This is a genomic window from Massilia sp. 9I, from assembly GCF_902506415.1.
GTDB lineage: Bacteria > Pseudomonadota > Gammaproteobacteria > Burkholderiales > Burkholderiaceae_D > Telluria.
The window spans coordinates 505,278-527,469 of record NZ_LR733275.1; the positions used below are offsets into that span (position 1 = coordinate 505,278).

General features: G+C 65.1%; 19 protein-coding genes. 7 read left to right on the forward strand and 12 right to left on the reverse strand.

The annotated features are described in order from the left end of the window. The first annotated feature begins 75 nt into the window (after positions 1–75). Positions 76–1,578, forward strand: coding sequence for a leucyl aminopeptidase (locus GV068_RS02295; RefSeq protein WP_159695810.1), 1,503 nt, complete (start codon positions 76–78; stop codon positions 1,576–1,578). 100 nt (positions 1,579–1,678) lie between these two features. Here GV068_RS02295 and GV068_RS02300 read toward each other — a convergent pair whose 3' ends face one another. From GV068_RS02300 to GV068_RS02315, 4 genes are all read right to left on the reverse strand, one after another. Further along, positions 1,679–2,125 carry a hypothetical protein gene (locus GV068_RS02300; protein ID WP_159695811.1) on the reverse strand — a complete coding sequence of 149 codons (447 nt, stop codon included), beginning with the start codon at positions 2,123–2,125 and terminating at the stop codon, positions 1,679–1,681. 43 nt (positions 2,126–2,168) lie between these two features. After that, positions 2,169–2,369 carry a DUF1653 domain-containing protein gene (locus tag GV068_RS02305; RefSeq protein ID WP_159695812.1) on the reverse strand — a complete coding sequence of 67 codons (201 nt, stop codon included), beginning with the start codon at positions 2,367–2,369 and terminating at the stop codon, positions 2,169–2,171. Further along, positions 2,369–2,716: a hypothetical protein gene (locus GV068_RS02310; RefSeq protein ID WP_159695813.1), complete on the reverse strand. Its 348-nt coding sequence runs from the start codon at positions 2,714–2,716 to the stop codon at positions 2,369–2,371. The genes GV068_RS02305 and GV068_RS02310 overlap by 1 nt, the downstream gene beginning before the upstream one ends. 440 nt (positions 2,717–3,156) lie before the next feature. Continuing rightward, positions 3,157–3,555, reverse strand: coding sequence for a hypothetical protein (locus GV068_RS02315; RefSeq protein WP_159695814.1), 399 nt, complete (start codon positions 3,553–3,555; stop codon positions 3,157–3,159). 201 nt (positions 3,556–3,756) lie between these two features. Here GV068_RS02315 and xth point away from each other — a divergent pair, with 201 nt between their 5' ends. Continuing rightward, positions 3,757–4,524: an exodeoxyribonuclease III gene (xth, locus tag GV068_RS02320; protein WP_159695815.1), complete on the forward strand. Its 768-nt coding sequence runs from the start codon at positions 3,757–3,759 to the stop codon at positions 4,522–4,524. A 30-nt stretch (positions 4,525–4,554) separates the two neighbouring features. Here xth and GV068_RS02325 read toward each other — a convergent pair whose 3' ends face one another. The 7 genes from GV068_RS02325 to GV068_RS02355 form a co-directional block, all read right to left on the reverse strand. Next, the gene (locus GV068_RS02325; RefSeq protein ID WP_159695816.1) at positions 4,555–7,146 is read right to left on the reverse strand and encodes an EAL domain-containing protein; all 2,592 of its coding nucleotides are present in this window, start codon (positions 7,144–7,146) and stop codon (positions 4,555–4,557) included. A gap of 123 nt (positions 7,147–7,269) precedes the next feature. Beyond that, the gene (gene prpF / locus GV068_RS02330) at positions 7,270–8,460 is read right to left on the reverse strand and encodes a 2-methylaconitate cis-trans isomerase PrpF (RefSeq protein ID WP_159695817.1); all 1,191 of its coding nucleotides are present in this window, start codon (positions 8,458–8,460) and stop codon (positions 7,270–7,272) included. Positions 8,461–8,510: 50 nt separating this feature from the next. After that, complete coding sequence (gene acnD / locus GV068_RS02335; protein ID WP_201303359.1) at positions 8,511–11,117, reverse strand: Fe/S-dependent 2-methylisocitrate dehydratase AcnD; 2,607 nt, start codon at positions 11,115–11,117, stop codon at positions 8,511–8,513. Between the two features lie 155 nt (positions 11,118–11,272). Then, entirely contained in the window at positions 11,273–12,433 is a 1,161-nt protein-coding gene (gene prpC / locus GV068_RS02340) for a 2-methylcitrate synthase (RefSeq protein ID WP_159695819.1), read from the reverse strand. Between the two features lie 12 nt (positions 12,434–12,445). Further along, the gene (gene prpB, locus GV068_RS02345; protein WP_159695820.1) at positions 12,446–13,336 is read right to left on the reverse strand and encodes a methylisocitrate lyase; all 891 of its coding nucleotides are present in this window, start codon (positions 13,334–13,336) and stop codon (positions 12,446–12,448) included. 203 nt (positions 13,337–13,539) lie between these two features. Continuing rightward, positions 13,540–15,195, reverse strand: a complete 1,656-nt coding sequence (locus GV068_RS02350) for a cation acetate symporter (protein ID WP_159695821.1) — start codon at positions 15,193–15,195, stop codon at positions 13,540–13,542. Continuing rightward, a complete protein-coding gene (locus GV068_RS02355; RefSeq protein ID WP_159695822.1) occupies positions 15,192–15,518 on the reverse strand; it encodes a DUF485 domain-containing protein in 327 nt (108 codons plus the stop codon). The genes GV068_RS02350 and GV068_RS02355 overlap by 4 nt, the downstream gene beginning before the upstream one ends. A gap of 149 nt (positions 15,519–15,667) precedes the next feature. On the opposite strand from GV068_RS02355, the gene prpR reads away from it, so the two are divergent. From prpR to GV068_RS02380, 5 genes are all read left to right on the forward strand, one after another. Further along, positions 15,668–17,296, forward strand: coding sequence for a propionate catabolism operon regulatory protein PrpR (gene prpR / locus GV068_RS02360; RefSeq protein ID WP_159695823.1), 1,629 nt, complete (start codon positions 15,668–15,670; stop codon positions 17,294–17,296). A gap of 135 nt (positions 17,297–17,431) precedes the next feature. Further along, positions 17,432–18,811 carry a pyridoxal-phosphate dependent enzyme gene (locus GV068_RS02365; protein WP_159695824.1) on the forward strand — a complete coding sequence of 460 codons (1,380 nt, stop codon included), beginning with the start codon at positions 17,432–17,434 and terminating at the stop codon, positions 18,809–18,811. Next, the gene (locus tag GV068_RS02370; RefSeq protein WP_159695825.1) at positions 18,808–19,980 is read left to right on the forward strand and encodes a PLP-dependent aspartate aminotransferase family protein; all 1,173 of its coding nucleotides are present in this window, start codon (positions 18,808–18,810) and stop codon (positions 19,978–19,980) included. The genes GV068_RS02365 and GV068_RS02370 overlap by 4 nt, the downstream gene beginning before the upstream one ends. 160 nt (positions 19,981–20,140) lie before the next feature. Further along, positions 20,141–20,890, forward strand: a complete 750-nt coding sequence (locus GV068_RS02375) for a DUF4184 family protein (RefSeq protein ID WP_159695826.1) — start codon at positions 20,141–20,143, stop codon at positions 20,888–20,890. Between the two features lie 98 nt (positions 20,891–20,988). Next, positions 20,989–21,462 carry a helix-turn-helix domain-containing protein gene (locus GV068_RS02380; RefSeq protein ID WP_159695827.1) on the forward strand — a complete coding sequence of 158 codons (474 nt, stop codon included), beginning with the start codon at positions 20,989–20,991 and terminating at the stop codon, positions 21,460–21,462. Positions 21,463–21,464: 2 nt separating this feature from the next. Here the strand turns inward: GV068_RS02380 and GV068_RS02385 are convergent, their stop codons facing one another. After that, positions 21,465–22,190, reverse strand: a complete 726-nt coding sequence (locus GV068_RS02385) for an SDR family NAD(P)-dependent oxidoreductase (protein WP_159695828.1) — start codon at positions 22,188–22,190, stop codon at positions 21,465–21,467. Positions 22,191–22,192 lie beyond the last annotated feature (2 nt).

Below are 22,192 nucleotides of genomic sequence, written 5' to 3' on the forward strand. Positions count from 1 at the left end.
TAAGTAGCTATAATTGCAGGTTAGGCAGTGCGCCGCGTCAGTGCCGCAAAAATCACGAAACGGAGAACCAAAAAAATGGACTTTAGCATAAAAGCATTCGACACCAAGAACACCCTGGCCGCCGCGAAAACCGGCGTACTGGCAGTGGCCGTGTTCGAGAACAAAAAGCTGTCGCAGGCTGCCAGGGCGCTCGACGCCAGCGGCGAGCTCACCGCCGCGCTCAAGTCCGGTGACATCAGCGGCAAGGCCGGTTCGACCCTGCTGCTGCGCGGCGTGAACGGCGTCGCCGCCGCACGCGTGCTGCTGGTGGGCATGGGCAGCGACGAAACCATTACCGAGAAAAGCTACGGCAGCGCCCTCGGCGCAGCCCTGAAAGTCTTCGGCACCCTGGGCAGCCAGGATGCCATTATCGCATTCCCGCTGGTGGATGTGAAAGACCGCGACGTCAACTGGGCAGTGCGCAGCATTGTGATCGCCGCCAATGAGACCGAGCACCGTACTGATACACAGAAGAGCAAGAAAGACCCGGCGCCTGCCGGCGTGCGCAAGATCGTCATCGCCGCCGACGCCGCGAATGCCGCCACCGCCCTCAAGGGCACGCTGGCGCAGGCCGTCGCGATCTCGAACGGCATGCAGCTGACCAAGGAACTGGGCAACCTGTCGCCGAACGTCTGCACCCCGACCTACCTGGCCAACACCGCGCGCCAGCTGGCCGACGAGTACGGCTTCGACATCGAAGTGCTGGAGCGCAAGCAGCTGGAAGCCCTGAAGATGGGCAGCTTCCTGTCGGTGGCCAAGGGCAGCGACGAAGCGCCGAAGTTCATCGTGCTCAAGCACATGGGCGGCAACAAGAAGGATGCGCCGGTGGTCCTGGTCGGCAAGGGCATCACCTTCGATACCGGCGGCATCTCGATCAAGCCGGGTCCCGGCATGGACGAGATGAAGTACGACATGTGCGGCGCCGGCTCGGTGCTGGGCACCTTCCGCGCCATCGGCGAGATGGGCCTGAAGCTGAACGTGATCGGCATCGTGGCCGCCTGCGAGAACATGCCGTCGGGCCGCGCCTCGAAGCCGGGCGACATCGTGACCTCGATGAACGGCCTCACCATCGAGATCCTGAACACCGACGCCGAAGGCCGCCTGATCCTGTGCGACGCCCTCACCTACGCCGAGCGCTTCAAGCCCGCCGCCGTGGTCGACATCGCGACGCTCACCGGCGCCTGCATCGTGGCCCTGGGCCACCACACCAGCGGCCTGTTCACCCGCCACGACGACGCGCACGACGCGCTGGCGCAGGAACTGCTGGACGCCGGCAAGCAGGCCGGCGACGTGGCATGGCGCTTCCCGCTTGGCGAAAACTACAACGAGCAGCTGAAGTCGAACTTTGCCGACCTGGCCAACATCGGCACCCCCGGCGCAGCCTCGATTACCGCGGCCTGCTTCCTGGAGAACTTCACCCGCCAGTACACCTGGGCCCACCTGGACATCGCCGGCACCGCCTGGAAATCGGGCGCGGCCAAGGGCGCGACCGGCCGTCCGGTGCCGCTGCTGACCACCTTCCTGCTGAACCGCGTGTAATCTCGCAAAGGCGCCCGGATGAAATATTCTTTCATTTCGGGCCCTGTGGTGAAATATTATTTCATCAACAAAAAAGCCCCTTGACGGGGCTTTTTTTTGTTCAGAACACCGGACTTGGCACCCTCTGCGTCGCGGCCAGGTCTTCGCGCGACAGGATCGGTTCCATCAGCACCGTCAGGTTGGCCGGATAGGAAAAACCCGCGCCCGTATAGCGGTCGACCAGGTGGCCGACACCGGCGCTGATCACCACGTTGCCCATCAGGTTCGCCATGTCGGCGCGCGAGCCTACGCTCTCCTGGGCCATGCCGGCGCCGTCCTTCTTGCAGCTGACATTCAACGGCTTGGTGCTGCGCGTGACGGTCACCCGTCCCGGCGCGACCACGAACCAGCGGCCCATGTCGTTGCTCAGGATGCAGCCGACGCCGCCCACTTCGCGGTAATCGAGCACCGCGTGCAGTTCGAGCTGCTGCTGGGGAGAATCGGAGACGGTGGCGCAGCCGCCCAGGAGCAAGGGCGCGGCCAGCAGTAAACAGGAAAAATGCTTCATGCTGCCATTAACGGCAGCGCCCAGCGATTGCTGAAGGGTAGATTTATTCAGGGAGCGCCGCGAAGCGCGGCACGGCGGCGCCGCCGATCTCGACGGTCTCGAAGAACGCGGCGCGCGGACGGACCCAGATGGCCCCATCCCCGCCACGGTACACCATCACGGGCGTGTGGTCTGCTTCCATGACGGCTTCGCAGACCAGCTCGTAGATACCGCCCTTGTAGTGGCGGTAGCGCTGTGTGGACATCAGGCCTTGGTGTCGGCCAGGTCCTTCTGCTTCTTCTTGAGGCCCTGGATGACTTTCAGCACGCCCTCGATGCCGGCGGCTTCGTCCAGTTCGCTGAACGCGTCCAGCACTTCGTTGAGCACGCGGTTGCGCATGGCTGCTTCGTCCTGCGTGATGGCAGGCTTCTGCTCTTCCTTGGCGAACTTCGATGGCGCCTCGGCGGCGGCCTTGGCGCCGTGCGTCAGGGCGGCCTGCCAGATCACCCAGCGGCGCTGGGTTTCATAGACGAGGTATTCCTCGGGCTTGTCTTCGCGGCGGCGGGTGATGTGGCCTTCGCGTGCGGCCCAAGCTTCGAATGCAGTGCGCATTTCAGTCCTTTGTAAATCGGCGTTCGGGTTCATTTGCTATCGAAAAAACAAGATTTCGAATAGTACCACTTTGCACCATGCCAATATGTCCGCACACGCGTGTCGAACACATGACAACCGAACCTGTTTCTCAGTCTGCAAATAGTACAAGGTTAGTTGCACTAGCGCAATACTATATTCATCCTCAGAAACAGTGTTAAATGCTTCAGCGCTAGTTTAATGCTTTTACGAACGCTTTTACAGCCCGTTCTGCATAAAAGTGCAAGCTTGTTTGGTATTCTATTAAGTTATTCTAGCATAGCCACTTGCACAGCACGCAACGTTATAGGCGGTTTAACAACAATTGCTGCAAATCCGGAATACATACAAGTGTCACATCGATGCAAATTATTCAGGCGGCATAGTTTGCATGCAGATCGGGGAATATTTCCCGATTTTCCCTAGTTGCGGGAAGCCTGGTCCGTTTGTCCCTGCCCTGGCAGCGCATGCGCGTCGGGGATGCGCGCGTCGTCCGCAACGATGCCATAGGGGCGCGAGAGCTGCACGATGTGCTCGACGGTATGAGGATCGACCGTCACGAATTTGGCGGTGTAGCGAAAACCCGAATCGTCATGGATCGGCGGCGCCATCAGGTGGACCGCCGCGAAATGCAGCCGCGGTTTGCCTGGCAGGCTGAAACGCAGACTCAAGGTATCGGGTGAATGGAAGGGCAGCCTGCTTGGGCTGACGAAGTTGACGCCAGCAAGGGTGATGTCCAATAACTGAACGGACTGCGAATCGGACGCGCGAGGGCTGGCAATTGACGCGACCTCGTCCATTAAACGCTTATTTTTTTCCAAGATACCTATCCAACGCAGAGTCAAACCACACGAGTGCCCTTGCATCTGCAGGGCGCAGTGATCATACGAGCATGATCGGAAAGTCAACATAAGAGGTTCGCCATAGGTAGCGTAGGAGCAGTCCGACGATTAATCCGCGTTTAGTCTGAAATGGGACAGAGGCGGTATACTTGCCGGCCAAGAAACTCACCCGGTTCACCCATGAAAATCGCCACCTGGAACGTCAACTCGCTGAAAGTCCGCCTGCCGCACCTGCTCACGTGGCTAGAGGCCAACCCGGTGGACGTCCTGTGCATCCAGGAGACCAAGCTCACCGACGATAAATTTCCGCTGGCAGAGCTGAATGCCGTCGGTTACCAGGTCGCCTTTACCGGCCAGAAAACCTATAACGGGGTGGCGATCCTGTCGAAGCATCCGATCGAGGACGTCCAGAAAGGCAACCCGCACTTCGAGGACGAGCAGCAGCGCCTGATCGCCGCGACCATCAAGGGCATGCGCATCATGTGCGCCTACGTGGTGAACGGACAGGAAATCGGCAGCGACAAGTTCGCCTACAAGATGGCCTGGCTGGACGGCCTGCGCACCTGGGTGGCCGAGGAAATGCGCGCGCATCCGCAATTGGCGGTGCTGGGCGACTACAACATCGCGCCGGAGGCGCGCGACGTACACGACCCGGCCGAGTGGGAAAACCACATCCACTTCACCCCGCCCGAGCGCGCGGCGCTGCAGCAGCTGATGGACCTCGGCCTGATTGATGCCTTCCGCCTGTTCGAACAGCCGGAAAAGCAGTACAGCTGGTGGGACTACCGCCAGATGGCCTTCCGCCGCAACCGCGGGCTGCGCATCGACCACATCCTGCTGACGGAGGCACTGGCCAAGCGCTGCACCGCGTGCCATATCGACCGGGAGACGCGCAAGTGGGAGCAGCCGTCGGATCATGCGCCGGTGGTGGCGACGCTGGCTGAATGATTGGTAGGGTGCTCGGCAGAGCCGAGCACCCTAGGTCAGCAGCCGGGCTACTTCAATAGCCGGCAACGGCCGCGCAAACAGATAGCCCTGCGCGAACTGGCAGCCGTAGCCGCTCAGCAGCGCATACTGCCCTTCCGTCTCCACGCCCTCCGCCACCACCAGCAGCTGCAGGCTGTTCGCCAGCGCCATCACGGCCGCCGCGATGGCGCGGTCTTCCGAACTCGCTTCCAGTTCGCGCACGAAGGCGCGGTCGATCTTGATCTTGCGGACCGGGAAGCGCTTCAGGTAAGCCAGGCTCGAATAGCCGGTGCCGAAGTCGTCGATCGACAGGCGCATGCCCATGTCGTTAATCTGGCGCAGGGTATCGAGCGTCGCGCCGCCGTGCTGCATCAGCGCGGTCTCGGTGATCTCGAATTCCACCAGCGCGGGATCAATGCCGGTCTCGCCGACGATGCGTCGGATCGATTCCACCAAACCGTCGTGCATGAACTGGCGCGCCGACAGGTTGATCGCCAGCGGCACCGCGGCCAGTCCCTGCGCCTGCCAGGCCATGCTCTGCTCGCAGGCGCTGCGGATCACCCATTCGCCCACCTGCACGATCATCCCGTTCTCTTCCAGGATGGGGATGAACTCGTCCGGTCCCACCAGCATGTCGCCATCCCGGCGCCAGCGCAGCAGCACTTCCAGCGCGTGCAGGCGGCGGGTGGCGGTGTCGATGATCGGCTGGTAGTGCAGCTCGAACTCGGCGCGCGCCAGGGCCCCGCGCAGCTTCGACTCCAGCTCGAAACGGCGCGCCGCGGCCTGGTTCATGCGCTGGTCGAAGAACTGGTAGTTGTTGCGGCCCGCCGCCTTGGCGTGGTACATGGCGGCGTCGGCGTGGCGCATCAGGGTCTCGACGTCGTTGCCGTCGTCCGGGCACAGGCAGATGCCGATCGAGGGTGAGATGTGCAGGCTGTGCCCCTCCAATGGGAAGGGCGAAGCCAATGCCTCGATGATCTTGTCACCCACCAGCGCGCATTCGTCGTGCCCGCCGACTTCGGGTAGCAGGACCACGAACTCGTCGCCGCCAAGCCGCGCCACCGTGTCGCTGTCGCGCACCGCTTCGCACAGGCGCCGCCCTACTTCACGCAGCAGCTGGTCGCCGATGGCGTGGCCGAGCGAATCGTTGATGGTCTTGAAGCGGTCCAGGTCGAGGAACATGACCGCCAGCTTGCGTCCGTTGCGGTGCGCGGCGCGCAGTGCGCAGTCGAGGCGGTCGGCCAGCAGCACGCGATTCGGCAGCCGCGTCAGGCTGTCGTAGTAGGCCATGTGGTGCACGCGCGCCTCGGCCTGGCGCCGCTCGGCGATCTCGTCCTGCAGCAGCGCGTTCGCGCCCGCCAGTTCGGCGGTGCGCGCGGCCACCCGGATTTCCAGCTCGTCGCGTGCGCGCCGGATCGCGTCGGCGGCTTCGCGCTGCGCGGTGACGTCGTCGATCAGCCAGACACTGCGCCCGGTGGTGTCGGCGACGTCGAACAGGCGCCCCGACAGGCGCGCCCAGAACAGGGTGCCGTCACGGCGCGCCATGCGGTATTCGGCGCTGTGCACCTGCCCTGCCCCGAAGCTGCGCAAGGTGTCGGCGCGCGCCATGCGCCAGGTCTGCTCGTCCGGGTACAGCGCGCGCACCGGCGTGCCGTCCATGCCGCCGGCGCTTGACCCGAACAGCTCTTCCATCTTGCTGTTGCAATGCAGAGTCACGCCGTTCTCGACCACCGCGATGCCGAGCACCGCGTTGTCGAGGATGGCGCGGTTCTCCATCAGCGCGTTGCGCAGCTGGATCTCGTCATGGCGCTCGCGCGTGCGGTCCTCGAACATCCAGATCGTGCCGAGCTCCGGGTCGTCCGGATTGAACAGGTAGCCGTTGAGCTGGCCCCAGATGCGGGTACCGTCCTTGCGTACCAGTTCGGTCTCGGCGCGGTAGGGCAGGCCACGCGCCAGCAGCGGATAGGCGGTAATGCCGAAATCGTGGAAGGCCTGGTCGTCCGGATAGACGATGCGGGTCGAGCGCCCGAGCGCCTCGCCGTCGCGGTAGCCGAACATGCGGCCGAAGGCCGGGTTGTAGCGGTGGATCACCCGGTTACGGGTGTACATGATGCCGACCGTCGCGTTGTTCATGATGGCCTGGACTTCGAACAGCGCCTGGCGCGCCTCGGTCACGTCCTCGGCGATCCAGATGGTGCCGGCTTCGCGCGCGTTCGGGTCCACCGCGCGGCCGCGCAGGCGCGCCCACATGATGCTGCCATCGCGGCGCCGGAATGGCTGCTCGCCCTTTTCATACAGGCCGCCCGCGGCCAGCACGGGATACGCCTCCTCGACCAGCGTCTGGTAGCCTTCGGGCGTGGCGAAGATGTCGACGGGGCGCAGCCGGCACAGTTCGGCGTAGGAGTAGCCGAGCATCTCGCAGATGCGCGGATTGCAGGACTTGAACTGGCCCGGCAGCGTGAAAGCGATGCCGACCGGCGCGTTTTCCAGGATGGCGTGCTGCTCGCGCAATGCGACATGCAGCAATTCCTGCTCGAGGTCCGCGCCCTCGACCTGGGGCGCGAACTCGGCCACGAGCGCCTGCTTGCTGGGTAGTCGGTCCATTTATGATTATTCTGCTAAAGGCTAGGTTGCCATTTAGCAATCATAAACCACAAATGCTTGATGTTCCAAAACTAAGAGGCAACAAAAAAGGGCCGTGTTGTTGCGGCCCATCAACCGCTTAACTTAAAAGCAGTCCCCCGGCACGCGCACCCAGCCTTCCATCAGGACCCGCGCGCTACGGCTCATGATCGCCTTGGCCACGCTCCATTCGCCGTTCGCCTGCACCGCTTCGGCGCCCACGCGCAAGGTGCCGGACGGGTGGCCGAAGCGCACCGCCGTGCGTTCGCCGCCGCCGGCCGCCAGGTTCACCAGGGTGCCGGGAATCGCGGCGGCGGTGCCGATCGCCACCGCGGCGGTGCCCATCATCGCGTGGTGCAGCTTGCCCATCGAGAGCGCGCGCACCAGGAGGTCGACGTCGCCGGCATTGACCTGCTTGCCGCTCGAGGAGACGTAGTTCGCCGCCTTCGCCACGAATGCCACCTTCGGGGTGTGCTGGCGCTTGGCCGCTTCCTCGATGCTCGCGATCAGGCCCATGCGCAGGGCGCCGTGGGCGCGGATGGTTTCGAACATCGCCAGCGCACGCGGGTCGCCATTGATGGCCTCCTGCAGTTCGGTGCCGTTGTAGCCGATCGCTTCCGCATTCACGAAGATGGTCGGGATGCCGGCATTGATCATGGTGGCCTGCAGACGGCCGACACCGGGGACGTCCAGCTCGTCGACCAAGTTCCCGGTCGGGAACATCGACCCGCCTGCGCCCTCCTCTTCCGCCGCCGGGTCGAGGAACTCCAGCTGCACCTCGGCTGCCGGGAAGGTCACGCCGTCGAGTTCGAAGTCGCCGGTTTCCTGCACTTCGCCGTTCGTGACCGGGACGTGGGCGATGATGGTCTTGCCGATGTTGGCCTGCCAGATGCGCACGGTGGCCATGCCGTTTTGCGAAATGCGCGCCGGATCGACCAGGCCGCTGGCGATGGCGAAGGAACCGACCGCCGAGGACAGGTTGCCGCAATTGCCGCTCCAGTCGACGAAAGGCTTGTCGATCGAGACCTGGCCGAACAGGTAGTCGACGTCGTGATCCGGACGCTTGCTGCGGTCGACGATCACGGTCTTGCTGGTGCTCGAGGTGGCGCCGCCCATGCCGTCGATCTGCTTGGCGTAGGGGTCGGGGCTGCCGATCACGCGCAGCAGGAGCGCATCGCGCGCCGGGCCGGGCACGCGTGCGGCTTCGGGCAGGTCTTGCAGGCGGAAGAAGACGCCCTTGCTGGTGCCGCCACGCATGTAGGTGGCGGGGATCTTGATTTGGGGTTTGAAGGCCATTACATTGTCCGGTTTTGTAGGGTGGGCGGGTCTCCCGCCCACCCTACGGGTTACGCAGCGGCTTTCGGCGCCGACGATTCCAGGAAGTCCTGCGCGAAGCGCTGCAGAACGCCGCCGGCTTCGTAGATCGCCACTTCCTCGGCGGTATCGAGACGGCAGGTCACCGGCACCTCGACGCGCTCGCCATTGCGACGATGGATCACGAGCGTCAGGTCGGTGCGCGGCGTACGCTCGCCGATCACGTCGAAGGTCTCGGTGCCGTCGATACCCAGCGTGAGGCGGTTCACGCCCGGCTTGAACTCGAGCGGCAGCACGCCCATGCCGACCAGGTTGGTGCGGTGGATGCGTTCGAAGCCTTCGGCCACGATGGCCTCCACTCCCGCCAGGCGCACGCCCTTGGCCGCCCAGTCGCGCGACGAGCCCTGGCCGTAGTCGGCGCCGGCAATCACGATCAGCGGCTGCTTGCGCTCCATGTAGGTCTCGATCGCTTCCCACATGCGCGTCACGGTACCTTCCGGCTCGACGCGCGCCAGCGAGCCGGCCTTCACATTGCCCATCGCGTCACGCACCATCTCGTTCTTGAGGGTCGGATTCGCAAACGTCGCGCGCTGCGCCGTCAGGTGGTCGCCGCGGTGGGTCGCGTAGGAGTTGAAGTCTTCCTCCGGCAGGCCCATCTTCGCCAGGTATTCGCCGGCGGCCGAATCGAGCAGGATCGCGTTCGACGGCGACAGGTGGTCGGTGGTGATGTTGTCGCCCAGGACCGCCAGCGGGCGCATGCCGGCCAGCGTACGCTCGCCCGCCAGCGCGCCTTCCCAGTACGGCGGACGGCGGATGTAGGTGCTCTGCGGGCGCCAGTCGTACAGCGGGCTCACGCTGGGGCCGTCGTCCGCCACGCGCGCAAACATCGGCGTGTAGACCTTGCGGAACTGCTCCGGCTTGACGCTGCTGGCCACCACGGCATCGATCTCTTCGTCGGACGGCCACAGGTCGGCCAGGCGGATTTCCTTCCCGGAGGCGTCCACGCCCAGCACGTCCTTCTCGATGTCGAAGCGGATGGTGCCGGCGATCGCGTAGGCCACCACCAGTGCCGGCGAAGCCAGGAAGGCCTGCTTTGCATAGGGGTGGATACGGCCGTCGAAGTTGCGGTTGCCCGACAGGACGGCGGTCGCGTACAGGTCGCGTTCGATGATCTCCTGCTGGATGGTCGGGTCGAGCGCGCCGCTCATGCCGTTGCAGGTGGTGCAGGCGAAAGCGACCACGCCGAAGCCCAGCTTCTCCAGCTCGGGCATCAGGCCGGCTTCTTCCAGGTACAGGGCCACGGCCTTGGAACCCGGCGCGAGCGAGCTCTTGACCCAGGACTTGCGGGCCAGGCCAGCGCGGTTGGCGTTACGCGCGATCAGGCCCGCCGCGATCATGTTGCGCGGGTTGTTGGTGTTGGTGCAGCTGGTGATGGCCGCGATGATCACCGCGCCGTCCGGCATCAGGCCGGCTTCATTTTCCACCTTGCCGGCGATGCCGCGCTCTGCCAGTTCGGAGGTCGGCACCCGCTTGTGCGGGTTCGACGGACCGGCGATGTTGCGCACCACGGTCGAGAGGTCGAACGACAGCACGCGCTCGTACTGCGCGGTGGTGAGGGCGTCGGCCCACAGGCCGGCTTCCTTGGCGTAGGCTTCGACCAGTTGCACGGTCTCTTCCTCGCGGCCGGTCAGGCGCAGGTACTTGATGGTCTGCTCGTCGATGTAGAACATCGCGGCGGTGGCGCCGAACTCCGGGGCCATGTTCGAGATCGTGGCGCGGTCCCCCAGGGTCAGGCTCGACGCGCCTTCGCCGTAGAACTCGAGGTATGCGGACACCACCTTCGACTTGCGCAGGAACTCGGTCAGCGCCAGCACGATGTCGGTGGCGGTGATGCCCGGCTGGGCCTTGCCCGTCAGTTCGACGCCGACGATGTCCGGGAGGCGCATGTAGGAGGCGCGGCCCAGCATGACGCTTTCCGCTTCCAGGCCGCCCACGCCGATCGCGATCACGCCCAGGGCGTCGACCATCGGGGTGTGCGAGTCGGTGCCGACCAGCGTGTCCGGGTAGGCCACGCCCTTCTCGGACTGGATCACGGGCGACATGCGCTCGAGGTTAATCTGGTGCAGGATGCCGTTCCCCGGCGGGATCACGTCGACGTTCTGGAAGGCCTTCTTGGTCCACTCGATGAAGTGGAAGCGGTCTTCGTTGCGGCGATCCTCGATGGCGCGGTTCTTGGCGAAAGCATCCGGGTCGAAGCCGCCGCACTCGACGGCCAGCGAGTGGTCCACCACCAGCTGGGTGGGGACGACCGGGTTGACCATGGCGGGGTCGCCGCCCTGCTCCGCGATGGCGTCGCGCAGGCCGGCCAGGTCGACCAGCGCGGTCTGGCCCAGGATGTCGTGGCAGACCACGCGCGCCGGGAACCAGGGGAAGTCGAGGTCACGCTTGCGCTCGATGATCTGCTTCAGCGAGTCGGTCATGCTGGCGGGGTCGCAGCGGCGGACCAGGTTCTCGGCCAGCACGCGCGAGGTGTAGGGCAGCGTGTCATAGGCGCCGGGCTGGATGGCGTCGATCGCGGAGCGCGTGTCGAAGTAGTCCAGGGAGGTGCCTGGGAGGGGTTTGCGGTGATTGGTGTTCATCATGATGAAGCTCGATAGCGCCTGTGTGTTTAGCCACCCGCCGAGCCGTCATCCCGGCGCAGGCCGGGATCCAATTTTGTGTGCAGGCTATTCAAGCAAAACTTGGGTACCGGCCTTCGCCGGTACGACGGTCTTTAGGCTAGCAGTACTGTCTCTTAATTCCGATCCGCAATCGGCACAAACTGCAGATCCTCCGGACCCACATAATTCGCACTCGGACGGATGATCTTGTTGTCGATGCGCTGCTCGATGACGTGCGCGGCCCAGCCGGAGGTGCGCGAGATCACGAACAGCGGCGTGAACATGGCGGTCGGCACGCCCATCATGTGGTACGAGACGGCCGAGAACCAGTCCAGGTTCGGGAACATCTTCTTGACTTCCCACATCACCGACTCCAGGCGCTCGGCGATGTCGAACATCTTCATCGAGCCGGCTTCCTGCGACAGCGAACGCGCCACTTCCTTGATCACCACGTTGCGCGGGTCGCTGATGGTATACACCGGATGGCCGAAGCCGATCACGACTTCTTTGTTGGCCACGCGGTTGCGGATGTCCGCTTCGGCTTCGTCGGCGTTCTCGTAGCGCTTCTGGATGTCCAGCGCCACCTCGTTGGCGCCGCCGTGCTTCGGTCCACGCAGCGCGCCGATCGCGCCGGTGACGGCCGAGTGGATGTCGGAGCCGGTGCCGGCGATCACGCGGCTGGTGAAGGTCGAGGCGTTGAACTCGTGTTCCGCGTACAGGATCAGCGAGGTATGCATCGCGCGCACCCAGGAGTCGCGCGGCTTTTCGCCGTGCAGCAGGTGCAGGAAGTGGCCGCCGATCGAGTCGTCGTCGGTTTCCACTTCGATGCGCTTGCCGTTGTGGCTGAAGTGGTACCAGTACAGCAGCATCGAACCGAACGAAGCCATCAGGCGGTCGGCGATGTCGCGCGCGCCGGCCAGGTTGTGGTCGTCCTTCTCCGGCAGCACGCAGCCCAGCACCGACACGCCGGTGCGCATTACGTCCATCGGATGCGCGCCGGCCGGCAGCGCTTCCAGTGCGCTTTTTACTGCCTGCGGCAGGCCGCGCAGCGATTTCAGTTTGGCCTTGTAGCCCTTCAATTCAGCGACGGTGGGCAGCTTGCCATGCACCAGCAGGTAGGCGATCTCTTCGAATTCGCAGGAGGTCGCGACGTCCAGGATGTCGTAGCCGCGGTAGTGCAGATCGTTGCCCGACTTGCCCACCGAGCACAGTGCGGTATTGCCGGCGGCGACGCCGGACAGGGCCACCGATTTCTTTGGCTTGAACGTTGGGGTCTCGTTGTTCTGGGTGCTCATGTAGCGGGCTCCTTAATTGGTTTTCTTCTGGGCGAACAGCGCGTCGAGCTTCTGTTCGTAGCTGTGGTAGTCGATGCGGTCGTAGAGTTCGGCGCGGGTCTGCATCGTATCCAGCACGTTCTTCTGGGTGCCGTCGCGGCGGATCGCGTTGTACACGTTCTCGGCCGCCTTGTTCATGGCGCGGAAGGCCGACAGCGGATACAGGGCGATGCTCACGTTGGCGCTGCGCAGTTCGTCCAGGGTGAACAGCGGGGTCGCGCCAAACTCGGTGATGTTGGCCAGCACCGGCACCTTGACGGCGTCGGCGAACTGTTTATACATCTCCAGGCTGGTCATCGCTTCGGGGAAGATCATGTCGGCGCCAGCTTCCACGCAGGCCACGGCGCGCTCGATGGCAGCGTCCAGACCTTCCACGGCCAGCGCGTCGGTGCGCGCCATGATCACGAAGTTCGCGTCAAGGCGGGCGTCGGCGGCGGCTTTCACGCGGTCGACCATCTCGTCCTTGCTGACGATTTCCTTGCCCGGACGGTGGCCGCAGCGCTTGGCGCCGACCTGGTCTTCGATATGGCAGGCGGCGGCGCCGGCCTTTTCAAGGGAGCGCACGGTGCGCGCGACGTTGAAGGCCGAGGCGCCGAAGCCGGTGTCGATGTCGACCAGCAGCGGCAGATCGCACACGTCGGTAATGCGGCGCACGTCGATCAGGACGTCTTCCAGGCTTGAAATGCCCAGGTCCGGCAGGCCCAGCGAACCGGCGGCGACGCCGCCGCCCGACAGGTAGATGGCGCGGTAACCGGCGCGCTTGGCCAACAGCGCGTGGTTGGCGTTGATCGCGCCGATGACCTGCAACGGGGATTCTTCCTGGACGGCCTTGCGGAATGCCGCACCGGCGGAGTAGTGACTCATGCTGAACCTTTCGAATGATGCGTTGATCGAATACGCATGTCTAATGCAAGCGGCGTGCCAGAGCAGATTGACTGAAATATCAAGGACTTAGCTCGCCCTTGCGAACTCATGTGTTTCACACTGCTGAAACATGAAACGCAAATGAAACATTGTAGCAATAAAAAAACCCCGCCGCAGCGGGGTTCCAGGCAGAGTGCGAAGACTCAGTGTGCCGATGCCGCGGCGGCGCCGATGCCGGTTTCCGAACGCACTTCCTGCGCTTCGAAGCCGGCCTTGTCGATCGCGGCGCGCGGGCTCTTGTCGGTCACCGAGAAGAACCAGATACCGATGAAGCCCACCGCCATCGAGAAGATCGCCGGCGAGGTGTAGGGGAAGATCGGCGCAGCGTTGCCGAGCACGTCGACCCACACCGACTTCGACACCAGGGTCAGGAGTACGGCGGTAGCCAGGCCCAGGAAGCCGCCCACGGTGGCGCCGCGGGTGGTGCACTTGCTCCACAAGACCGACATGAACAGCACCGGGAAGTTGGCCGAGGCGGCGATCGCGAAGGCCAGCGACACCATGAAGGCGACGTTCTGCTTCTCGAACGCGATCCCGAGCAGCACCGCGATGACGCCGAGCGCGATGGTGGTGATCTTCGAGACTTTCAGTTCGTCCGCGCTGTTGGCCTTGCCTTTCTTGAACACGGTGGCGTACAGGTCGTGCGACACGGCCGAGGCGCCCGACAGGGTCAGGCCGGCCACCACCGCCAGGATGGTGGCGAAGGCCACTGCCGAGATGAAGCCCAGGAAGATGTCACCGCCCACGGCCTTGGCCAGGTGCACCGCCGCCATGTTGTTACCACCCAGGAGCTTGCCCGCAGCGTCCTTGAAGTCGGGGTTGGTACCGACCAGCACGATCGCGCCAAAGCCGATGATGAAGATCAGTAGGTAGAAATAGCCGATCCAGGTGGTCGCCCACAGCACCGACTTGCGTGCTTCCTTCGCGCTTGGGACGGTGAAGAAACGCATCAGGATGTGCGGCAGGCCGGCGGTGCCGAACATCAGCGCCATGCCGAAGGAGATCGCCGAGATCGGGTCCTTCAGGAAGGTACCCGGCCCCATGATCGAATCGCCCTTGGCGTGCACCTCGGTCGCGGTGGCGAACAGTTTTTCGGGGCTGAAGTCGTACTGCGCCAGCACCGAGAAGGCCATGAAGGAGGCGCCCGCCAGCAGCATGACGGCCTTGATGATCTGCACCCAGGTGGTGGCGGTCATGCCGCCGAACAGCACGTACACCATCATCAGGATACCGACGATGACGACGGCAATCCAGTACTCGAGGCCGAACAGCAGCTTGATCAGCTGGCCGGCGCCAACCATCTGCGCGATCAGGTAGAAGGCCACCACCACCAGGGTGCCGGAGGCCGCGAACACGCGGATCGGCTTCTGGTGGAAGCGGTAGGCGGCGACGTCGGCGAAGGTGAAGCGGCCCAGGTTGCGCAGGCGCTCGGCCATCAGGAAGGTGATGACGGGCCAGCCGACCAGGAAGCCGATGGCGTAGATCAGGCCGTCGAAACCGTCCAGGAACACGGCGGCGGAAATACCCAGGAAGGATGCGGCCGACATGAAGTCGCCGGCGATTGCGAGGCCGTTCTGGAAGCCGGTGATGCCGCCGCCCGCGGTATAGAAGTCGGAGGCCGAGCGGGTCTTGGCCGCGGCCCACTTGGTGATGAACAGGGTCAGCACGACGAAAATCGCGAACATGCTGATCGCGGTCCAGTTGGTGGCCTGCTTGGTGGCCTGGCCCAGGTCCGGCGCGGCCATGGCGGCGCCGCTCAGGGCCAGCAGCGCACATGCACTCATGCTTCGGAGTTTCATGCGGCCTCCTTGCGTGCGGTCGTTGCACGGGCCTTGATGGCCTCGGTCAGCTCGTCGTACTCGCTGTTGGCGCGGCGTACGTAGATGGCGGTGACGGCAATCGTGAACAGGATCACGAAGATCCCTGCCGGGATGGCCCAGGTCATGACGCCCGCGCCGATGCGCGCGCCCATGAGTTCCTTGTCGAAGGCGCACAAGAGCGTGAAGCCGTAGTACACGACCATCATGCTCCAGGTAAGAATCCAGCCGAAGCGCGAGCGCTTCGCGACCAGCTTGCGATAGTTGGGGTCGGACTTGACCCGTTGTACAACGTCTTGTTCCACTTGTGTCTCCTGTTATCTATTCTGGTGATGCCTGGTATTCAGGGCTGAGCCCATCCTACGGGCCCGCCCTTACCTCATTCTTACGCTCGCTTACGTGGAACTGACAGCGGCAGCGGGAACCGGCGCGTGGAATCGGCTACACTTGAAACATGAGTTACGGATCACGCAACCCCGCACGCACGCAATCTGAAGACGCCGACAAGCCGGTCATCTGGACCGTTTCGGTTTCGCGCCTGTCCGACCTGTTCCGCGACATCACCCTCGAGTACGACCACCTCGCGACGATCGAGCCGCTGCACCTCGGCTTCGACGAAGCCGCGCGCACCCTGCGCGAACGCCTCGCCACGGAGCGCTGCGACGTGGTGATCGCGGCCGGTTCCAACGCGGCCTACCTCAAGGGCCGGATCTCGGTGCCGGTGGTGGTGGCCAAGGCCAGCGGCTACGACGTGATGCAGGCGCTGGCGCGCGCGCGCCGCGTCTCGAACCGCATCGGCGTGATCACCTACCAGAAGCTGCTCCCTGAACTGTCCGACTTCGCCGCTACCTTCGGCATCGACATCGCGCAGCGCACCTACGTGACCGAGGAAGACGCGCGCGCCGGCATCAATGAGCTGAAAGCGGCCGGCATCGACGTCATCGTCGGCGCCGGTTTGATTACCGACCTGGCCGAGGAAGCGGGCCTGACCGGCGTATTCCTGTACTCCGCCGCCTCGATCCGCCAGGCCTTCGACGACGCGCTCGAAATGGCGCGCCTGACCCATCTGGAAGCCGGCCGCGGACGGCGCGGCGCCGCATCCGACACCCGCCGCGCACGCCGCGGCCTGCACGACCTGCGCGGCGAATCGGCCGCAATGGAGCGTCTGCGCCAGACCGTGGTGCTGTACGCGCGCTCGCCGGCCACGGTGCTGATCCAGGGCGAGACCGGCAGCGGCAAGGAACTGGTGGCGCAGGCCATCCACCGCGAAGGCGCGCGCCTGGCCGCCAACCGCCCCTTTATTGCGGTGAACTGCGGTGCGATCGCCGAGTCGCTGCTGGAATCCGAACTGTTCGGGCATGAAGAAGGCGCCTTCACCGGCGCGCGCCGCGGCGGCCATGCGGGCCTGTTCGAGGCGGCCAATGGCGGCACCCTGTTCCTCGACGAGATCGGCGAAATGCCGCTGGCCCTGCAGACGCGCCTGTTGCGCGTGCTGGAAGAACGCGAGGTGATGCGCGTGGGCGGCACGCGGCCGGTGCCGATCGAGGTGCGCGTGATCAGCGCCACCCACTGCGATCTGGAAGCGCGGGTGCGCGAAGGGCGCTTCCGCGCCGACCTGTTCTATCGCCTGGCGGTGCTGCGCCTGGCCTTGCCCTCGCTGCGCGAGCGGGTCGCGGACATCGTCCCGCTGGCCGAATGGTCGCTCAAGCATGCGCTGGCGGCGCTCGGCGCCAAGCCGCACCCGAACCTGCATGCCGAAATGAAGGCGTGTTCCGCCCTGCTCGAGGCCTACGCCTGGCCCGGCAATGTGCGCGAGCTGCGCAACCTGATGGAGCGGCTGGCCCTGTTCCTGGCTGCCGAACCCTTGCAGGCGCTGACACCGGGTTTCCTGGTGTCGATTGCCCCGGAGCTAGCGAACCTGACGACGGCGCTCAGCGCCCTGCCCGCTCCCGCATCGGCAGCCACGGAAAGCATCGCCGCGGTACTGGCCCGCTACGGCGGCCAGCGCGACGCCGCCGCCCGGCATCTGGGCATCAGCCGCACCACCTTGTGGCGCCGTTTAAAGTCGGAAAACCATTCCTGATCAACACTCCCTTCAATAATCGCCGTATCATGTCTTTTTTACATGGCCTGGCACCCATTGAATGCCAGCTCCTCGACTAGCGCCGCCCACAAGGCGGCGCACCGCCCGGGCCCTGCCCGGCCTTTCGGAGGCACTATGCAACATGCTTCGCAAGCTGCACTGTTTTCGCTGATCGGTGACACCCCCCTGATTGAAGTGACGCGGATCGACACCGGTCCCTGCCAGCTGTTCCTGAAACTCGAATCGCAAAACCCCGGCGGCTCCATCAAGGACCGCATCGGCCGCGCCATGATCGAGCAGGCCGAGCACGATGGGCACCTGGCGCCCGGCGGCACCGTGGTCGAAGCCACCGCCGGCAACACCGGCCTGGGACTGGCCCTGGTGGCCCGCATCAAGGGCTATCGCGTGGTGCTGGTCGTGCCCGACAAGATGGCGGCCGAGAAGATCCTGCACCTGAAGGCGCTCGGCGCCGAGATCCACCTGACGCGCTCCGACGTCGGCAAGGGTCATCCCGAGTATTACCAGGATGTCGCCGCGCGCCTGGCCAAGGAAATCCCCGGCGCCTGGTTCGCCGACCAGTTCAACAACCCGGCCAACCCGCGCGCCCACGAAACCACCACCGGCCCCGAGATCTGGGACCAGGTCAACCACAAGCTGGACGCCATCGTGGTCGGCGTCGGCTCGTCGGGCACCCTCACCGGCCTGTCGCGCTATTTCAAGAAAACCCAGCCCAACCTCGAATTCGTGCTGGCCGACCCGAAAGGCTCGATCCTGGCCGACTACATCAACACCGGGGTGCTGCGCACGGACGCCGGTTCCTGGGCCGTCGAGGGCATCGGCGAGGACTTCATCCCCGGCATCGCCGACCTGTCGCGCGTGAAGAAGGCCTATACCATCGACGACGAGGAAAGCTTCGGCACTGCGCGCCTGCTGCTGCAGCAGGAAGGCATCCTTGGCGGGTCGTCGACCGGCACCCTGCTGGCCGCGGCCCTGCGCTACTGCCGCGAACAGACCCGCCCCAAGCGCGTGGTCACCTTCGTGTGCGATACCGGCACCCGCTACCTGAGCAAGGTGTACAGCGACGGCTGGATGGTCGACCAGGGCATCATTACGCGTCCCAAGACCGGCGACCTGCGCGACCTGATCGGCCGCCGCTACGACGAGGGCGAAGTGGTGACGCTGTCGCCCACCGACACCCTGCTCACCGCCTTCAACCGCATGCGCAACGCCGACCTGCAGCAGCTGCCGGTGATCGACGACAAGGGCAAGCTGGCCGGCCTGATCGACGAATCCGACCTGCTGCTGCACGTCACCGGCAAGCAGGCCGACTTCAGTGCGCCCGTTTCCAGCACCATGACTTCCTCGCTCCAGACCCTGCAGCCCAGCGCCAGCATGGGCCACCTGCGCGAGATCCTCGACCGCGGGCTGACCGCCGTGATCCACGACGGCGAGCGCTTCTATGGCCTGATCACCCGCTACGACCTGCTCAACCATCTTCGTAGGACCCTTTCATGACCGACCAGAAAAAACACATTGCCACCCGCGTCATCCACGGCGGCCAGGCGCCGGAGCCCAGCACTGGCGCCGTGATGCCGCCGATCTTCGCCACCTCGACCTTCCGCCAGGAGAGCCCGGGCGTGCACAAGGGCCTGGACTACGGCCGCTCGCACAACCCGACGCGCTGGGCGCTGGAGCGCTGCGTGGCCGACATCGAAAGCGGCAGCGCCGCCTTCGCATTCGCTTCCGGCCTGGCCGCGATCGCGGCGGTGCTGGAACTGCTGCCGGCGAACTCGCACATCGTGGCGGGCGACGACATGTATGGCGGCACCTTCCGCCTGTTCGAGCGCGTGCGCAGGAAGAGCGCGGGCCACAGCTTCAGCTACGCCGACCTGACCGACCCGGACGCATTGGCCAAGGCCTTGACGCCGGAAACGAAGCTGGTCTGGGTCGAGACCCCGACCAACCCGATGCTGAAACTGGCTGACCTGGCGGCGATTGCGTCGCTGTGCCGCGCGCGCGGCGTGATCACCGTGTGCGACAACACCTTCGCCAGCCCGATCGTGCAACGCCCGCTGGAACTGGGCTTCGACATCGTGGTGCACTCGACCACCAAGTACATGAACGGCCACTCCGACGTGATCGGCGGCGTGGCGGTGGTCGGCAAGGAAGAGCGCCACGCGGCCCTGGGCGAACAGCTGGGCTTCATCCAGAACGCCGTGGGCGCGATCCAGGGCCCCTTCGACAGCTTCCTGGTGCTGCGCGGGATCAAGACCCTGGCCCTGCGCGTGGAGCGCAGCAGCGCCAATGCGCTGGCGCTGGCCCAGTGGCTGGAACGCGAGCCGAAGGTGCGCAAGGTGTTCTACCCGGGCCTCGAGTCGCACCCCCAGCATGCGCTGGCACGGCGCCAGATGAACGGGTTCGGCGGCATCGTCTCGATCGACCTCGCCACCGATCTCGCTGGCGCACGCCGCTTCCTGGAAGCTTGCGAGGTGTTCACCCTGGCCGAAAGCCTGGGCGGCGTCGAGAGCCTGATCGAGCACCCGGCCCTGATGACCCATGCCAGCATTCCGGCCGAACAGCGCGCCCAGCTGGGCATCGGCGATGGCCTGATCCGCCTGTCGGCCGGCATCGAGCACCTGGACGACCAGCGCGAAGACCTGCGCCGCGCGCTGGCGGCGATATAGAACCTATTCCGGCAGGGGAGGAGGAAGTTGATGGCGATGCATGGCAAGTGTGGGCAAGGCGCGAGGAGGCCGCATGGCGAGCCATGCAACGACGAGCAACGCAGCACACGCTTGTCAGGCGCGCCAGCAACGACTCATCCCCTGCTGGGATAGGTTCCTAGTGCCCTTCACCCTGTGCCACCCGGCCGCGGTGCTGCCGCTGCATGCGGCGGCGCCGCGGCTGACCTCCCTGTCGGCGCTGGCCGTCGGCAGCATGGCGCCGGATTTCGTCTATTTCCTGTCGCTCGGCGTTGGCGGCGGCTTCACCCACAGCGCGGCCGGCGTCCTGTTCTACTGCGTGCCGGCCGGGCTGCTGGTCTGGCTGATCTACCATCTGCTGCTGCGCGATGCGCTGCTGGCCTGGGCTCCATCCGCCATCGCCGTCCGCATGGCGCCCCACCTAGATTGGCAGCCGCGCGACCTGCGCGGCGCCCTCATCGTGCTCGCCTCGCTGGCCATCGGCGCCGCCACTCACGTCTCCTGGGATGCCTTCACCCATGCCAACACGCTAGTGGTGCGCCAATTCGAGCTGCTGCGCACGCCGCTTGCGCTGGGCGGCATGACGATCCCCGTGTTCAAGCTGCTGCAGCACCTGAGTACCTTGGCCGGCGCGCTAATTATTGCCTCCTGGTTTGCCCGCCGTGAGCCGGGCGCGCTGCCGCGGGGACGTCCGGGATCGGGACATCGGCTGATCGTGTTCGCCGTGCTCACTGCGGCTGCGGTGTCCGGCGCTGCGCATGGCTTCTGGATGCGGCCCGCACGCAGCGTCGAGCATGCCATGTTCAACACGGTGGTCAGCGCGATGGCCGCGCTGGCGGCCGTCATCCTCGTGCTTAGTGCGGGACGCAAGATCGCCCAACGAGCCGACTAAGCGGCGTGTCGTATCGCTGTCGTGTTCCTGTCGTGTCCCTGTCGTCGCTTTAAAAACGCGAGCTACCCATACTTGGGACTCCGCACAAGGAGAGTCTTATGTCGATTCAAAAAATGCGTCTCAAACGAGGCTGGTCGCAACAGCAGCTAGCCGACGCCAGCGGCCTGAATGTCCGTACCGTCCAGAGGATCGAGGCCGGCCATCCGGGCAGTATCGAATCGATCAAATCCATCGCTGCGGTGTTCGAAGTCGATTTCTCAACTCTTTCCAGCGAGGCGATCATGGTGGACAAACAGAACGGTACGGACGCGATCCGCGAGCGAATGGCATTCATGCGGGTGCGGCGCATCCGCGGCTTTTATATGCATCTGATGCTGTATCTGATCGTGACGGCGGGATGCGCCCTCATCGATTTCTTCACGTCGCCGGGTGTCCTCTGGTTCGTCGGCCTGGCGCTGTTCTGGGGCCTCGCCGTGCTGGTGCACGCCCTGACGGTGTTCGTCTTCGAACGCTTCTTCGGCGGTCCTTGGGAACTGGACCAGGTCGAGAAACTGCTCGGCCGCCCTCTCTAGCCTTAGAGCTGGCACAGGCGGCCGCCGTCGACCAGCAGCGAGGCGCCCTGGATGAAGGACGCCTCGCTCGACGCAAGAAAAGCGATTGCGGCTGCGACCTCTGCCGGCTTGCCCACCTCGGCCGCATCGAGGTGCTCGGTGCCGGATTTCACCTGCGGGTTATTCCATAACATCGGCGTGTCGACGGCGCCGGGCAGGATCGCGTTCACCCGGATGCCCTTGGGGATACCCTCGATCGCCGCCGAGCGGGTCAGGGACAGCAGCGCCGCCTTGGCGGCGGCATAGGGCGCGACGTTCGGCTCGGTTTTCAGCGCATGCACGCTGGCGACGTTGACGATGGCGCTGCCGGGCGGCATGTGCAGGAAGCCCTGCTTGATGAAGTAGAAGGCGCCGAGCAGGTCGACCCGCAGCACCTGGTTCCAGTCCGCGCCGCTCAGCGCCTCGATCGGCCGGAACATCATGAGCCCGGCGTTGTTGACGACGACGTCGAGCCGGCCGAAACGCCTCAAGACCTGTTCCACGGCTGCCGCCACCTGCCCTTCGTCGCCCACGTCGCACACCACTTGCATGGTATCGCCCTGGATCTGCGCGGCGGTTGCCGCCAGCGCATCCGAATCATGGTCGACCAGCGCCACCGTCGCGCCCTCGGCGGCGAAACGCTGCGCCGTGGCCAGGCCGATGCCGCCGGCGGCGCCGGTGACGATCGCGACTTGGCCGGCGAAGCGCATGC

Excerpts from the sequence above, each read along its gene's own strand:
- GV068_RS02380 (WP_159695827.1), top strand. The coding sequence starts at position 20,989 with ATGTCGATTCAAAAAATGCGTCTCAAACGAGGCTGGTCGCAACAGCAG.
- GV068_RS02300 (WP_159695811.1), bottom strand. The coding sequence starts at position 2,125 with ATGAAGCATTTTTCCTGTTTACTGCTGGCCGCGCCCTTGCTCCTGGGC.
- xth (WP_159695815.1), top strand. The coding sequence starts at position 3,757 with ATGAAAATCGCCACCTGGAACGTCAACTCGCTGAAAGTCCGCCTGCCG.
- GV068_RS02350 (WP_159695821.1), bottom strand. The coding sequence starts at position 15,195 with ATGAAACTCCGAAGCATGAGTGCATGTGCGCTGCTGGCCCTGAGCGGC.
- acnD (WP_201303359.1), bottom strand. The coding sequence starts at position 11,117 with ATGAACACCAATCACCGCAAACCCCTCCCAGGCACCTCCCTGGACTAC.
- GV068_RS02295 (WP_159695810.1), top strand. The coding sequence starts at position 76 with ATGGACTTTAGCATAAAAGCATTCGACACCAAGAACACCCTGGCCGCC.
- GV068_RS02325 (WP_159695816.1), bottom strand. The coding sequence starts at position 7,146 with ATGGACCGACTACCCAGCAAGCAGGCGCTCGTGGCCGAGTTCGCGCCC.
- GV068_RS02365 (WP_159695824.1), top strand. The coding sequence starts at position 17,432 with ATGCAACATGCTTCGCAAGCTGCACTGTTTTCGCTGATCGGTGACACC.
- GV068_RS02310 (WP_159695813.1), bottom strand. The coding sequence starts at position 2,716 with ATGCGCACTGCATTCGAAGCTTGGGCCGCACGCGAAGGCCACATCACC.
- GV068_RS02305 (WP_159695812.1), bottom strand. The coding sequence starts at position 2,369 with ATGTCCACACAGCGCTACCGCCACTACAAGGGCGGTATCTACGAGCTG.
- GV068_RS02385 (WP_159695828.1), bottom strand. The coding sequence starts at position 22,190 with ATGCGCTTCGCCGGCCAAGTCGCGATCGTCACCGGCGCCGCCGGCGGC.
- prpF (WP_159695817.1), bottom strand. The coding sequence starts at position 8,460 with ATGGCCTTCAAACCCCAAATCAAGATCCCCGCCACCTACATGCGTGGC.
- prpB (WP_159695820.1), bottom strand. The coding sequence starts at position 13,336 with ATGAGTCACTACTCCGCCGGTGCGGCATTCCGCAAGGCCGTCCAGGAA.
- prpR (WP_159695823.1), top strand. The coding sequence starts at position 15,668 with ATGAGTTACGGATCACGCAACCCCGCACGCACGCAATCTGAAGACGCC.
- prpC (WP_159695819.1), bottom strand. The coding sequence starts at position 12,433 with ATGAGCACCCAGAACAACGAGACCCCAACGTTCAAGCCAAAGAAATCG.
- GV068_RS02370 (WP_159695825.1), top strand. The coding sequence starts at position 18,808 with ATGACCGACCAGAAAAAACACATTGCCACCCGCGTCATCCACGGCGGC.